The following is a 15,312-nucleotide window of genomic DNA, read 5'->3' as shown; positions in this document are numbered from 1 at the left end:
ATCTTTGCCAAAGTTAATCAGATATCTTTTTGGCAACTGGCTGATTTAGTTGCTCCTTCGCTGATTTTAGGGCAAGCAATTGGACGGTGGGGAAATTTCTTTAACTCCGAAGCCTTTGGCCGTCCCACTGATTTACCTTGGAAGCTATATATTCCACCAGTAAACCGTCCTCCAGATTTAGCTAATTTTGAATACTTCCATCCCACATTCCTCTACGAATCGTTGTGGAATTTAATGGTATTTGCCTTGCTAATCACTTTATTTTTTCGCAGTATATCTGGCAAACCTCGCTTACGCTTAGGTACGCTATTTTTAACTTATTTGGTAGCCTACAGCTCAGGTCGTCTGTGGATTGAAGGTTTTCGTATTGATAGTTTAATGTTGGGGTCATTTCGTATCGCCCAAGTTGTAAGTTTAAGCGGTATTCTTGTAGGATTAGCTGGATTAGCTTGGCTTTACTTACTTAAACGCCCTTTACCTGATGTAGTTTCGCTACCGAGAGGGGATGAGGGAATGAGGGAATGAGGGATTTCCAATTAAAAAAATATTCTGTTGCTGAGGTAGGCAGGGGAGCAGGGAGCAGGGAGCAGGGAGCAGGGAGCAGGGAGCAGGGAGAAAACTTACTCATAACTTTCTTCACTCAGCACTTTACTAGCTATAAAAAATGCCCCAGAGTATTCTCTAGGGCTTAACCAGGGTGCATCTACCATTCACTTCTACGCAAAATCAAGAGTTAATCCGGAAGGTTAAGAGAACAATCTTTAAAAACATCTGTTGAGAACTTTTTATTTATGGAAAATTACGGTAAAAGTTTACAACAATTGGGATGTAAAACGATCTAAATATTATGTCTTCAGCAGTTTACATTGTGGGTGCAGGCCCAGGAGATCCCGATTTATTAACAGTCAAAGCCCAGAAAATACTGGCTGTTGCGGATGTAATTTTATTCGCTGATTCCTTAATTCCAGAAGAGATTTTGCATTTATGTCGAGAAGATGCAGAAATCATTCGGACGGCAAATAAAACTTTAGAGGAAATTATAGCGCTGATGGTGGCAAGGGTGCGATCGCATAAATCTGTGGTTCGTCTCCAAAATGGTGATCCTAGTCTTTATAGTGCTGTCCATGAGCAAATGCAACTTTTAGCCGAGGCCAATATTCCCTTTGAAATCATTCCAGGTATCAGCGCCTTTCAAGCCGCATCTGCCAAACTCAAAATAGAATTGACTGTCCCCGGCTTAGTTCAAACCATCATCCTCACCCGCATCAGTGGAAGGACAGAAGTCCCAGCTAGAGAAGAATTAGCCACCTTAGCCGCACATCAGGCTAGTCTTTGTCTTTATCTGAGTGCGCGTCACATTGAAAACGCTCAAGCTAAACTGCTAGAACATTACCCAGATGAAACCCCCATAGCGATTTGCTATCGCATCGGCTGGCCGGATGAAAAAATCATGGTTGTCCCCCTCAGCGAAATGGCAGAGTATACCCATAAAGAAAATCTAATTCGTACCACACTTTACCTAATTAGTCCAGCACTTTCACCAGTAAAAGGGCGATGTGCTACGCCTCACCAAAGGCGATCGCGATTATATCATCCTGAACATAGCCATATATTTCGCTCATCCCATCATGAGGAAATAGAGACTGGGTTCGATAAACTGAAATAAATCCACAAAAACGAAAACTTTGATTCAATATTATGCCTTTAATTAAAGTCCAAACTTCTGTATCCGCTCCCCAAAAAACCAATGTTGAGGCAATGCTGAAAAACTTATCCAGCAAATTAGCCAAACATCTGGGCAAACCTGAATCTTATGTAATGACGGCCTTTGAGGCAGGTATTCCCATGACCTTTGCTGGGACTACAGACCCCGTTTGCTATGTGGAAATTAAAAGTATCGGCACAATGCAACCAAACCAGACCAAAACCATGAGTCAGGACTTTTGCCAGCAGATTAACCAAAGTTTAGGCGTACCAGAAAATCGAATTTATATAGAATTTGCCGATGCTAAAGGTGCAATGTGGGGTTGGAATGGCTCAACCTTTGGTTAATTAATCAAAACTGATTGCCATGTCATGATAGTAATCCCCCTCCACTGGGAATAATAGATTATTACCCCTTTTCCATTGCGGTAAGGGGGATTTTTGTAAGTTTACAGTTAAACATCATAGTTGAACAGCAATGTCAAACTTTACGGGATACCAAATCAATTCCACTCTCCACGAAGGAATTCAAACTGTTATTTATCAAACACAAATACCAAAAACTCAACAACCAGTTATTCTCAAAGTCCTCAAAAATGAATATCCTACCCTAGAAGCTTTTACTCGCATAAAAAATGAGTATCAAATTCAACAAGGTTTAGACCATCCTCATATAGTTAAAGCTATCAGCCTAGAAACATTTAATAATCGTGTAGGATTATTACTAGAAGATTTTGGTGGACAGTCTTTAGCAAAACTACTAGAAGTAAGAAATTTCAATTTAGTTAATTATTTAAATATTGCTATTCAAATAACCCAGGGGTTAGATTATTTACATAAAAATCAAATCATTCATAAAGATATTAAACCCAGTAACATTATTATTAATTCCCAAACAGGTCTGGTTAAGATAACTGATTTCGGTATAGCTTCTCGTCTCAATAAAGAAAATCCCCAATTTACTAACCCCAACTGTGTTGAAGGTACACTTGCTTATATGTCTCCTGAACAAACCGGGAGAATGAATCGAATTCTTGACTATCGGAGTGATTTTTATTCTCTGGGTGTAACTTTATATGAAATACTCACTGGAAAAATCCCATTTTTTAGCCAAGACCCCTTAGAGATAGTTTACAGTCATATTGCTGTTACACCAACAAACCCACAGTTATTAAATTCACAGATACCTGACAATATTTCCGCTATTGTGATGAAGCTGATGGCAAAAAATGCCGAGGATAGATATCAAAGTGCGACGGGATTATTAGCAGATTTAGAGTTATCTCTTCACAATTTCAATCATCCTGATAAAATTATTAACTTTGTGCCAGGGCATTTAGACGTTTTAAGTCAGCTATTAATTCCACAAAAATTATATGGGCGTGATGAACAAATTAAGGAACTTTTAGCTGCATTTGAAAATGTGGCATCGGGAACAAGTGAAATAATGCTAGTATCTGGTTATTCTGGCATTGGTAAATCGGCATTGGTTAGTGAAGTTAATAAACCAATTACTCGCCAACAAGGTTATTTTATTTCTGGAAAATTCGACCAATTAAAACGCAATGTTCCCTATGCTCCTTTAATTAATGCTTTTGCTGATTTAATGCGCTGCTTATTAACAGAGGAAAATGAAAAATTAGCAGCATGGCGGAATAAAATTTCTACAGCTTTAGGAAGCAATGGACAAGTTATTATTGATGTCATTCCCGAAGTAGAATTAATTATTGGCAAACAGCCTGAATTGCCGCAGTTGGGAGCAACGGAATCGCAAAATCGTTTTCATCGTGTTTTTGAACAGTTTATTAAAGTCTTTACTAAAAAAGAACACCCATTAGTTATATTTTTAGATGATTTGCAATGGGCTGACTCTGCCACATTAAATTTAGTCCAAATATTAATGACGGATGTTAACAGCAAATATTTATTTTTAATCGGTGCATATAGAGATAATGAAGTAAGTTCAACACATCCCTTAATTCAAACAATAGCAGAAATTCAAAGTGCTGGCACAGTGGTTAATCATATTGTGTTGCAATCGTTGGATTTAGAGAATGTAATCCAGTTAGTTACTGAAACTCTCCAAGAAAGTAACTTTTTGGAAGAGGCTACTATAAAAATTAATCCCCAAATAATTGAATTTGCTGAATTAATTTGTCATAAAACAGGCGGAAATCCATTCTTTATTACACAACTGCTTCAGGTGCTTTATCAAGAAAAGCTCTTGCACTTTGACTTTATTAATACTAAATGGCAATGGAATTTAGCAGAAATTCAAGCAATTGGTATTATTGATAAAAATGTAGTTGAATTGGTTGCTAGTCGGCTGGAGAAGCTACCCAAACTTACCCAAGATGTTTTAAAGTTAGCAGCCTGTGTGGGTGACAGTTTTAGTTTAGATGTTTTATCAATCATTTATGAAAAATCATCTTTTTTAACTGCAAATGATTTGTACTCAGCTTTGCAAGCGGGCTTAATCTTGCCTTTAAGTGATACTTACCGTATTCCTTTAGTTTTTAATCAAGAAGAATCAGTTAATTTAAATTTTGATAGTTCACGGGTTGGTTATAAATTTTTACACGACAGAGTGCAACAAGCGGCTTATTCATTGATTCCTGAATCTCAGAAAAAACTGACTCATTTTAAAATAGGTCAGTTGCTATTAAAAAATACACCCCAGAAGGAAATAGAAACCAATATTTTTGATATTGCTAATCAATTAAATATCGGTATTGTTTACCTCAGTGACAATTCTGAAAAAACTGAATTATCTAGACTAAATTTAATAGCTGGATGTAAAGCAAAAGCTTCTACAGCTTACGCATCTGCGCTAAAATACTTGGAAACTGGGATAACACTTTTAAGTGAAGATGCTTGGCAAACTGAATATCAATTAACCATCGGTTTATATAATGGTGCAGCAGAGGTAGCTTATCTCAATGGTAACTTTGAGCAGATGCAGCAATGGACTGAAGTGGTTTTACAACAAGCGAAAAGTTTATTAGATAAAGTCAAAGTATATGAAGTAAAGATTATAGCTGATATAGTCCAAAGCAAACAATTAGAGGCTATTCAGACTGCTCTTTCAATTCTGCAATTATTAGGAATAAATTTTCCCAATGAACCAACATCTGCTGATATTCAACAAGGGATGGATAACATTGCTAGTGATTTAGCAGGTAAAGCGATCGCAGATTTAATTAACCTACCATTAATGACTGATCTTAACAAGATAGCGGCAATGAAAATCTTAATGGGAGTTCTTCCTGCGGCTTTTCAAACTGCTCCGGCAATGATGCCGATTATTGCCTGTGAAATGGTCAATTTATCTTTAAAATATGGTAATACAGCCGTCTCTGCTTATGGTTACAGTCTTTATGGCTTAATTCTGTGCGGTGTTCAAGGAGAAATTGATTCTGGCTATGATTTTGGTAAATTGGCTTTTAGTCTAGTATCCCAATTTAATGCTACAGAACTGAAAGCAAAAATTCTCACAGTCATTAGCGCTCATGTTTTGCATTGGAAAGAACATATTAAAGAAACATTTTTAACTGCTAAAACTGGCTACGCTTGCGGCTTGGAAACTGGAGATTTAGAATATGCTGGCTATTGTGGTTATATTTATCCTTATCATTCATTTTGGCTAGGTAAAGAAATTTGGGGGTTAGAAAAGGAATTTGTAGCTTACTGTAATTCACTCAAAAAAATTAAGCAACAAGTAGCTTTAACCTGGAATCAAATTTATTTACAAACAGTGATAAATTTAAAAACTAATCCTGAAAATATATCCTGTTTATTAGGAGACGCATATAATGAGCAAAATATGCTGCCTATTCACCAAAAATTTAACGACCTTTACACAATTAATCATTTATTTATTAATAAGCTCATGCTCTCTTATATGTTCGGAGAGTATCATCAAGCTATAGAAAATGCGGTGATGGCTGAAAAATCTCTAGGTGGAGTCACTGGGCTATTTGTTGTTCCTCTGTTTTATTTTTATGATTCTTTAACCCAACTAGCTATTTATCCTACTGCTGAAAAGTTTGAGCAACAGTCTATTCTGACAAAAGTAACAGCTAATCAAGAAAAAATGCAACTTTGGGCTACCCACGCCCCGACGAACCATTTACACAAATTTTATCTTGTGGAAGCTGAAAGATATCGAGTTTTGGGCGAAAAACTGGCAGCAATGGAATACTATGAAAATGCCATTGCTCAAGCACATGAAAATGGTTATCTCCAGGAAGAAGCCTTAGCTTATGAGTTAGGCGGATTATTTTATCAAGGTTTAGGCAAAGAATTAATTCATCAAACTTATATTACTAAAGCATATTATACATATATTCATTGGGGGGCGATCGCTAAAGTTAAACACTTGGAAGAAAAGTATCATTTCTTATTAGAACAAACAAGTAATAATAACAGTTCCAACTTCAAATCTGATATCACCTATATTGCCACTAACACTACTACCAGCAGTGGTTTTAGTGATGTTCTCGATTTTAATACATTTATCAAGCTTTCTCAAGCAATTACTAATGAAATTGTCTTAGAAAGTCTTTTGAGTAAGTTAATTAAAACTTTATTAGAAAATGCTGCTGCACAAAAAGCATTACTACTACTATATAAAGACAATCACCTTTATGTAGAAGCCTCCGGGACTGCGGTTGACGATGATGTAAAAGTTTTACAATCTATTCCTCTTGAAATTTACCAAGACTTACCCATTTCTGTAATCAATTATGTTTTGAGAACACAAAAAAGTATTGTCTTAAATGATGCAAGAATTGCAGAACCCTTTAATGTTGATAGCTATATTCAAAAATTTCAATCCCAATCAATTTTTTGTTTACCGATTATCCTTAAATCACAGCTTACAGGGATTATTTACCTAGAAAATCAGTTAACAGCAGGAGCTTTCCTTCCAGAAAGGGTAGAAGTATTAAAAGTTTTAGTTTCTCAAATTGCTATTGCTATAGAAAATGCCTGTTTATATGCTAGAGAGCAAGATAAATCTCGACAATTAGAACAATCTTTTAAAAATTTACAAGAAGCACAAATACAATTGATTCAAAGTGAAAAAATGTCTTCTTTAGGAAATTTAGTTGCGGGAATAGCACACGAAATTAATAACCCTCTTAATTTTATTTCAGTTAGTACTGGACAAGCAAAAGATGCTATAAATGATTTAGTAGCTTATCTGCGAATGTACCAAGAAAAATTCTCTAATCCTGGGACAGAGATTGTGGAAAAAGCCGAAGAAATAGATATAAATTACCTGATAGCAGATTTACCCAAAATCCTTGATAGTATGAAAATGGGTACGAAACGTATTCGTGATATCAGCACTTCTCTTCGGACTTTTTCTCGCGCTGACACTAAATCTAAATTATCAGCTAATCTCCACGAAGGTATTGATAGCACTTTGATGATTTTACAGATTCGCCTCCAAGCTAATTCTTATCGTCCGGCTATTAAAATTGTTAAAAATTATGGGGACATTCCCAAAATAAAATGCTATTTAGGGCAGTTAAATCAGGTATTCATGAATATTTTAGCAAATGCTATTGATGCTTTAGATGAAGCAGTTGCTGATTGTACTTATATAGAAAATCAAGCTAAACCTGAGCAAATTATTACGATTAATACTGAATTATCTGAAAATCAGCAAAATGTAATTATTAAAATTAAAGATAATGGTAAAGGAATGACAGAAGAAGTTAAATCATGTATTTTCGATAGTCTATTTACTACTAAAGATGTCGGAAAAGGTACAGGATTAGGATTATCTATTAGTCAAAAGATTATAGAAGAAAAGCACGAAGGTAGTTTAATTTGTGAGTCAACTTTAGGTGAAGGTACGATATTCATTATTTCTATTCCCGTATAAGTTTATTATTTATTAGGACTCCTGAGAAAAAAAGATCCCCAATTTCTTGAAAAAATCGTGTCAAAAGTTGAGCATCTAAGCTTTTCATATTACTCAATTGTTTGTCATTAAAAATTAAAAATTACGTCTATACTCATGATGAATAACTCAAAATAAAATTTTTATCTTGGTGAAAATACTTGCAAACAAGGTAAAATATGGATTGAAGTTAAGGAAAATTTACCTATTTTCATGAGCTAAAATATCCTGATTTTTTAGCTTTAGTCAAAGTGCAATTGTCAACACAGTAAAAATTTGTAACTCGTTTCATGGAAACAAAAAGAGAAAACAGACACACAATTTCAAAATTCATCTCCATTTGGTTGCATCGTGTCACCTTAATCGCCTTAGCAATTACTTTTGTGTTGTTGATTGGGGGTAGGTTTGCGCCAGCAAATGCAGCTAGACCTAACGCAGAATTGAAAATTCAAGACTTAACAACCTGTTACGCCTTGGGAACTGATGCTATTGGTAGTGGAAATGTTTTAGAAGGAAAGAATATTTATCGAGATTGTTTTACTGATAATGCAGTTATCACAGCAATTTTTCCTGATGATACTCGTGTAACCCTGATAGGGACAGATGCATGGGCGGATTTTGTAGCTTCAGTATTTCAAGGTAATGGCTATCAGGCTACTCAACACCTAATTGGGACGATAAACATCTCAGTGAAAGGAAACCAAGCAAAGATGTCTTCTTACCTCCATGCAACTCACAAACTTTCGGACACCAGCATTGATGTAGCTAATGGCACTTATGAGGATGAGGTTGTTCGAGTCAATGGGCGTTGGAAAATTAAAAATCGGACGCTCAAACTAATTACTTTCTTGAATCTCAGTTCTCCACCAACTACCAGATTAGATCAACGTAGGCCTTGGCATAGGCGTTAAGGGCGGATTTAATCAAGTATGGAACCTCACCTCAATGGGGTGGGGTCAAAAATTAGATTTGGATGTTAATTTTTATTCTGGATTGCAACGAATTTCCAGCATAAAGCCATCTGGATCATAAAAGTATACACCTCTACCCGTAGGGCGAGAAACTGGGCCATGTGCGATCGCTATGTGATTTTCTCTCAAGACTGTCACTGCTGACTCAAATAATCGCGGATCTATATCAAAAGCAAGATGGTATGCTCTGGTAAATTTATGTTCTGGATTGGGGTCTGGTGGTGATAATTCCGGTTCCCAAAATAAATCCAAAATTGTGCCATCGGGGGTAACAAAGTTGGCGACTTTCCCTGTATTCACAAGTTCTGTCAAAGTGGTTGGTACTTCATTTCCTGTAAGTTCATGCAAACCTAAAACAGTGCCATAAAAGTACCGTGATGCTTGCATATCTTTAACGTTGAGAGCAATATGATGCACACAACGCAGGTTTCCGGCTACAAGGCTGGTTTTGGGGGTAGTGCTAGGCTGCATACTAGAAACTGCTCCTGTTACTTTTGGTTATCGCTGATATTCGTCGCTATACCAATTTTTTGGCGATCTTTTCTGGACGAGAAACCCATTTTGTGAAGGCTTGGATCTTAATTACCCATTACATCTAAAGTCCGCACCAAAAAAGCCCACTTATCTGCTGCTTCCTCAATAATCTTTGTTGTCGGCTTACCCGCCCCATGTCCCGCCTTTGTCTCAATTCTAATTAATACTGGTGCATCACCAACGTGATTAGCTTGCAAAGTTGCCGCAAATTTGAAACTATGAGCCGGAACAACGCGATCATCATGGTCAGCTGTGGTAATTAAAGTTGCAGGGTAGGCTGTCCCTGGTTTGAGGTTATGCAGTGGCGAATAATTATAAAGTGCCGGAAATTCCTCTGGATGATCTGGGGAACCATATTCGGGAACCCAAGCCCAGCCAATGGTAAATTTATGAAATCTTAACATATCCATCACACCGACAGCCGGCAAAGCTGCACCAAATAACTCAGGACGTTGAGTCATACAAGCACCCACCAATAAACCCCCATTACTGCCACCTGCGATCGCTAACTTTGCTGGTCTTGTATAATTATTAGCAATTAACCACTCAGCCGCAGCCATAAAATCGTCAAAAACATTCTGCTTTTTCTCCTTCATCCCCGCTTGATGCCATTCTTCGCCATACTCCCCACCACCGCGAATATTTGGCAGAGCATATACACCCCCCATTTCCATCCATACCAACGTACTCACAGAAAAACTGGGAGTCATTGAGGCATTAAAACCACCGTAAGCATAGAGGTATGTGGGATTATTTCCATCTAATTGCATCCCCTTTTTATGAGTAATAAACATTGGCACTTGAGTCCCATCTTTACTGCTGTAAAAGATTTGTTTTGTCTCATAATCATCAGGATTAAAACCTACCTGTGGCTGTCGGAAAAGTTCACTTTCACCCGTTACCATGTTGTAACGATAAATAGTACCAGGTGTAGTGAAACTGGTAAAACTATAAAAAGTTTCAATATCATCACGCTTGCCACCAAAACCACCTGCTGAACCAAGTCCGGGTAATTCTACCTCACGCACTAATGCGCCATTCAGGTCAAAAATCTTGATTTGGGTACGTGCATCTTGGAGAAAATCAACCACAAATTGATGATTGAGAATGTTGGCACTTTCCAGAGTCGCCACAGATTGAGGAATAATTTCTTGCCAATTTTCCTGAGATGGATTTTTGATATCAATGGCAATTAATCTGCCTCGTGGAGCATTTAAATCAGTACGGAAATAAAAGATATGATCATCATGTTCTATAAAACTAAAATCAGCTTCAAACTTGTTAATTAGTTCTACAACTTCGGCATTGGGGTTAGTTAAATCTTTATAGAAAACTAAATTTTTGGCATCGGCTCCCAGCCAAATAGAAATAATCAAATAACTACCATCTTCAGTGACATTTCCACTAAAACCCCATTCTTTCTGATCATCACGATGATAAATTAAAATATCTTCAGATTGCGGAGTACCCAATTGATGATAATAAAGCTTTTGATAATAATTGACATCTTCTAATTTAGTCTTTTCATTGGGTTCATCATAACGACTATAGAAAAAACCTTGATGATCATTTGTCCATGATGCACTAGAAAATTTAATCCACTTCAGGTGGTCTTCTAGGTCTGCACCTGTTTCCACATCGCGGACTTTCCACTCTTGCCAATCTGAACCAGAGGTAGATACACCATAAGCTAAAAGTTTACCGTTTTCACTAATAGCTAAACCTGAAAGGGCAATAGTGCCATCTGTAGAGAGTTTGTTCGGGTCAATTAAAACTTTAGGTTCAGCGTCAAGAGTTTTGAGGGTGTAGAGGACACTTTGATTTTGCAGCCCATCATTTTTGAAATAAAAATAGTTATCCCCTTCTTGAAATGGGATACCATATTTTTCATAATCCCACAGTTTAGTCAGGCGTTGTTTAATTTTTTCTCTAGCAGGAATTTCGTTCAAGTATGCAAAAGTAATTTGATTTTCTGCCAAAATCCAATTTTTTGTTTCTGCTGAGTCTGGGTCTTCTAACCAACGGTAAGGATCTGTAACTAAAGTGCCGTGGTAGTTATCAACTTGATCACTTTTGTTGCTAATTGGATAAGACATAAGCAATGAAAAATTAAAGATTAAAAATGTGTCAATTCGTCTAAATTAAGACTATAGCAGTTTTCATAAGAGTGAAAACAGTATTGATATTGTGAGATCATTATTCTCATGAAAGACTTTGCTATTTCTCAGGTCAGTGTCCATCGTTACCTCAAACAATCCGTGTACAAAAAACCCCAATTCATTATCTCTCTATTTTATTTCTGGCATCCAACACCCGTAGTGTATTGAGTTCAATCCAGTCTGCTAAGGCTGCGACGCGATCGGCAACTTCTTCTCCCATCGGAGTCAGGCTGTACTCCACAAAAGGCGGAACCAGATGGTGAGATACACGCAACACGAAACCATCTTCCGTCAGTGATTGTAGACTTTGAGCCAGCATTTTCTCACTGACTCCCCCTATTTTTCGTCTCAACTCGCTAAATCTGTGGGTTCCTTGGCGCAGCGCAATCAGAATCAGTACGCCCCATCGACTGCAAACGTGTTTCAAAATTTCTCGTGAAGGACATGGCTGGGCGAAAAGATCCCCCATTTCAAAGCGTTGTGTCAGAGTATTTAAATCATTATTGCTATTATTCATATACTTACTTTTTTGTATGTACTTACCAAAAGTTAGTAATGCAATTATATTAGATTTACCGACATCAAAAAATTAACTAGGTAAAAAATATGATTGTCATTACTGCTGCATCGGGTCAATTAGGTAGATTAGTATTGCAAGAACTATTAAAATCCGTTCCTGCCAATGAATTAATCGCTGCGGTTCGGAACCCAGAAAAAGTATCAGATTTTGCCAGTTTAGGCGTGCAGGTGAGGCAGATTGATTACACTCAACCTCAGACCTTGGATATGGCTTTCGCTGGTGCAGACAAAGTGTTGCTCATCTCCTCCAGTGAAATTGGCAGTCGCTTCCCTCAGCACACAAACGTCATTAACGCCTGTAAAAAAGCCGGAGTCAAATTACTGGCTTATACAAGTCTTCTACACGCGGATAGCAGCCCTTTGCCTTTAGCAGCAGAACATCAACAGACTGAAGCTATCCTCAAAGAATCTGGCGTACCTTATGTAATATTACGCAACGGTTGGTATACCGAAAATTATACGGCTGGTATTCCCGTAGCCTTAGAATATAGTGCGGTCATGGGGTGTGCTGGAGAAGGCAAAATAGCCTCCGCCGCTCGCGCTGATTATGCCGCAGCCGCAGCCACTATTTTATTAGCCAATGACCAAGCAGGTAAAGTCTACGAATTAGCTGGTGATGTAGGGTATACATTGAGCGAATTTGCCGCCGAACTCAGTCAGCAGTCTGGTAAGCAAATCACTTATCAGCAGATGCCTGAAGATAAGTATATTTATCTATTAAAAAGTTCAGGATTACCTGAGCCTATTGCTGTGATGTTAGCAGAGTCTGAAACAGGAGCAGCAAAAGGAGGGTTGTTTGATGCCAGCCAAACCCTAAGCCGGTTGATAGGCCGTCCTAGCACACCTTTGAGTGAGTCTATTCAAGCAGTCCTTGAGCTATAGGTTACAGTCACAATACAGCGCTTCTGATAATTAGGCAATACAGTTCCTTGTCCCTCTCCTACCATAGCTTTCAGCCTTGAGAATGTACGTCACATCTGCCGGAAGTGCTGTAGTAGTGGATTGACATAGCTAAATTTGTACAATAATTGAAATTCCATCCGTGTCCATCTGCGTTTATCTTTACATTTAGAAAATATGGGGATGACAGATAGCTGAAACTGTTCCCTGTTCCCTGTTCCCTGTTCCCTACATAGTTTGGTTTTATTACGCCGACTTAACTTAAGCAGTTACTAATTTTTCGCCTGCCAGCATCCGCACTGCGGCTTCGAGTAAGGCTTCTTCGAGATAAGGCTTGGTAAAGTAGCCACTAGCACCAAGTTGAATTGCCATTTGCCGATGTTTGTCTGCACCCCGTGAGGTGAGCATGGCAATGGGTAGGTGGTTGAGAGTGGGATCTTTTTGGATGCGAGAGAGCAATTCCAGCCCATCGCAACGGGGCATTTCGATGTCGCAAAATACAATGTCGCAAGGTAAACCAGAACGGAGTTTATCCCAAGCTTCTTGTCCATCACGCGCCTGTTCCACGCGATAACCAGCTTTATTAAATGTTAGCGACAGTAACTCTCGAACGGTAATGGAGTCATCCACAATCAGCACTGTGGGGTCAATTTTCTCAACTGTAATTTCTGGTACATGGGGGTCTTTTTGTTGCTGCCAAAGTTTACTACCGTTGTGTTTAGAAATCCGTCCTTGGAAGATTTCTATAATCTCTAGGACATCAGCGATGGGCATGATGCGACCATCACCTAAGACAGTAGCACCAGCAACACCAATGGGTTTGGGTGCTGGGCTTTCAAATTGTTTGATCACAATTTCTTGCTCACTCAGCACTAGGTCAATTTGTAAAGCGATTAAGGTATTTCCCGATCGCACAACTACAACTGACACCATATCATCATCACGGTTGCCGCCATAAACATTACCACGACTCAGCAGACGATTAAAAGTTAAAAGTTCTTTCAACGGTCGGAAGGGCAGTAATTTATCGCGCCAAGAGATATATGATTGCCCATCGGGTTGATGCTGAATACTTTTTACGGGTATGTCTAGGGTATCTTCTACTCCATCCATCGGGAAGGCAATCCGGGCTTTATCCGAAACACAGCATAGAGCTTTGCAAATACTCAAGGTTAATGGTAAACGAATCGTAAAGGTGGTTCCTTTGCCGATAATCGAGTCTGTGTTGACTATGCCACGAATTTCGCTGATTTCCGAACGAACTACATCCATTCCTACGCCACGGCCGGAAATCTCATCGGCTTTGTCTTTGATACTAAAACCAGGTTGGAATAGCAGGTCATAAACTTCCATGCGCGAAATGGATTTTGCTTGCTCTGCTGTAATCATACCCAGTTGAACTGCTTTGACCTTGATTTTTTCTGGATCAATACCTGCACCGTCATCACCGACGGAAATCACTGTTTGGTTTCCTTGGTAGAAGGCACGAATTGTAATGTATCCTACGGGTGGTTTATCTGCTGCTTTCCTGATGTCTGGCGTTTCAATTCCGTGAGCGATCGCATTGTTAAGCATATGAGTCAATGGATCGGTGAGATGATCTAAAATCATCTTGTCAATTAAGGTATCTCCCCCTTCAATCACTAAATTGACTTGTTTACCATATTTAATGGCGTTATCTCGTACTCCTCGCCGCAAGCGGTCGATTGTTTGGGAAAAAGGTACCATTCGCGCTCGTGTGAGTCCCTCTTGTAGCTGGGTTGTCACTTGGCGGAATTGTCTTGCTACTCTCTCACTTTCTTCAGTTACAAAGTCAATGTCACTCGCTGACTCACGCACCCGCACAATAAACTCAATCATTTCTTGAGATAAGGTGTGGAAGGGAGTAAAGCGATCCATTTCTAACTCACTAAAACCCATATCTGTATGGGAGTTATTACTGTTAAAGTTAGTTTCTCTATTGTCTCTGGGTTCTCTGATTTTGCGACTGGCTATTAGAGAAGCTTCCAATAGCGATCGCTCATATAATTCTTGCATTCTGGCTCCTACATCCGACAGATGTTGCACCTGAATCAGCAAGTTATCTAAAGATTGCCGTAGTCGTTCATGATCCTGTTCTAAGGTGTTGCGGTTGACGACTAATTCCCCAACTAAATTGCTCATATCGTCCAGTTGCTTCACTGGCACTTTCATTGTCTCTTCAAATCTAGCAGTCAGACGATCTGAAGAACGAGAAATTTTACTGTTATGGGGTTTTGGTTTGCTTGGTGATGAGTGGGAGATAGTTTGATCTGCTTCTGCTAGCAGTCTTTCCAAATCACTAAAATCATCGTCTATATCTGCTGCTCCAATGATATAGCTTGCCGTTTGGTTAATAGTTGATTCAAATTGTGGTGCTAGGAATGGCTGATCATCAGATTGCGCTAACTCTTGCTCATCGTCGCTTGTATGTGGCAAAGTTTCCAGGTTTGCAAAATCTTCTGCTGCACTCGAACTAGCAGGATAACTGACTATTGCTTCCTGTTCTAATAGAGTTTCTAAATCAGCAAATTCA

The 15,312-nt window shown here is 38.5% G+C and carries 10 protein-coding genes; 6 read left to right on the top strand and 4 right to left on the bottom strand.

Going from position 1 to position 15,312, the window contains the following annotated elements:
- From lgt to VB654_RS17655, 5 genes are all read left to right on the top strand, one after another.
- Positions 1 to 525: prolipoprotein diacylglyceryl transferase (gene lgt / locus VB654_RS17675; RefSeq protein WP_323215123.1), on the top strand; the 525-nt coding region annotated here is incomplete at its 5' end.
- 322 nt (positions 526 to 847) lie between these two features.
- On the top strand, positions 848 to 1,666 hold the full coding sequence (gene cobM / locus VB654_RS17670) for a precorrin-4 C(11)-methyltransferase (RefSeq protein ID WP_323215122.1): 819 nt from the start codon (positions 848 to 850) through the stop codon (positions 1,664 to 1,666).
- Between the two features lie 32 nt (positions 1,667 to 1,698).
- Positions 1,699 to 2,052, top strand: coding sequence for a phenylpyruvate tautomerase MIF-related protein (locus VB654_RS17665; protein WP_323215121.1), 354 nt, complete (start codon positions 1,699 to 1,701; stop codon positions 2,050 to 2,052).
- 130 nt (positions 2,053 to 2,182) lie between these two features.
- Positions 2,183 to 7,597: an AAA family ATPase gene (locus VB654_RS17660; RefSeq protein WP_323215120.1), complete on the top strand. Its 5,415-nt coding sequence runs from the start codon at positions 2,183 to 2,185 to the stop codon at positions 7,595 to 7,597.
- A 308-nt stretch (positions 7,598 to 7,905) separates the two neighbouring features.
- On the top strand, positions 7,906 to 8,526 hold the full coding sequence (locus VB654_RS17655) for a nuclear transport factor 2 family protein (protein ID WP_323215119.1): 621 nt from the start codon (positions 7,906 to 7,908) through the stop codon (positions 8,524 to 8,526).
- A 72-nt stretch (positions 8,527 to 8,598) separates the two neighbouring features.
- Here the strand turns inward: VB654_RS17655 and VB654_RS17650 are convergent, their stop codons facing one another.
- From VB654_RS17650 to VB654_RS17640, 3 genes are all read right to left on the bottom strand, one after another.
- Positions 8,599 to 9,057, bottom strand: a complete 459-nt coding sequence (locus VB654_RS17650; protein ID WP_323215118.1) for a VOC family protein — start codon at positions 9,055 to 9,057, stop codon at positions 8,599 to 8,601.
- 107 nt (positions 9,058 to 9,164) lie between these two features.
- On the bottom strand, positions 9,165 to 11,216 hold the full coding sequence (locus VB654_RS17645) for a prolyl oligopeptidase family serine peptidase (RefSeq protein WP_323215117.1): 2,052 nt from the start codon (positions 11,214 to 11,216) through the stop codon (positions 9,165 to 9,167).
- Between the two features lie 184 nt (positions 11,217 to 11,400).
- A complete protein-coding gene (locus tag VB654_RS17640; RefSeq protein ID WP_323215116.1) occupies positions 11,401 to 11,796 on the bottom strand; it encodes a helix-turn-helix domain-containing protein in 396 nt (131 codons plus the stop codon).
- A gap of 89 nt (positions 11,797 to 11,885) precedes the next feature.
- Between VB654_RS17640 and VB654_RS17635 the strand changes: the two genes are divergently transcribed.
- Entirely contained in the window at positions 11,886 to 12,740 is an 855-nt protein-coding gene (locus VB654_RS17635) for an SDR family oxidoreductase (protein ID WP_323215115.1), read from the top strand.
- Positions 12,741 to 13,019: 279 nt separating this feature from the next.
- On the opposite strand, the gene VB654_RS17630 is transcribed toward VB654_RS17635, so the two are convergent.
- Positions 13,020 to 15,312, bottom strand: a 2,293-nt coding sequence (locus VB654_RS17630) for a hybrid sensor histidine kinase/response regulator (protein WP_323215114.1), incomplete at its 5' end; no start/stop codon positions are given.

It is taken from the genome of Nodularia sp. UHCC 0506, assembly GCF_034931045.1.
In the GTDB taxonomy this organism is placed as follows: Bacteria; Cyanobacteriota; Cyanobacteriia; order Cyanobacteriales; family Nostocaceae; genus Nodularia.
This window is presented reverse-complemented; position numbering and strand designations above follow the sequence as displayed.

Bases quoted from the DNA above. Each gene is read 5' to 3' on its own strand.
- cobM (WP_323215122.1), top strand. From the start codon at position 848: ATGTCTTCAGCAGTTTACATTGTGGGTGCAGGCCCAGGAGATCCCGAT.
- VB654_RS17665 (WP_323215121.1), top strand. From the start codon at position 1,699: ATGCCTTTAATTAAAGTCCAAACTTCTGTATCCGCTCCCCAAAAAACC.
- VB654_RS17660 (WP_323215120.1), top strand. From the start codon at position 2,183: ATGTCAAACTTTACGGGATACCAAATCAATTCCACTCTCCACGAAGGA.
- VB654_RS17655 (WP_323215119.1), top strand. From the start codon at position 7,906: ATGGAAACAAAAAGAGAAAACAGACACACAATTTCAAAATTCATCTCC.
- VB654_RS17650 (WP_323215118.1), bottom strand. From the start codon at position 9,057: ATGCAGCCTAGCACTACCCCCAAAACCAGCCTTGTAGCCGGAAACCTG.
- VB654_RS17645 (WP_323215117.1), bottom strand. From the start codon at position 11,216: ATGTCTTATCCAATTAGCAACAAAAGTGATCAAGTTGATAACTACCAC.
- VB654_RS17640 (WP_323215116.1), bottom strand. From the start codon at position 11,796: ATGAATAATAGCAATAATGATTTAAATACTCTGACACAACGCTTTGAA.
- VB654_RS17635 (WP_323215115.1), top strand. From the start codon at position 11,886: ATGATTGTCATTACTGCTGCATCGGGTCAATTAGGTAGATTAGTATTG.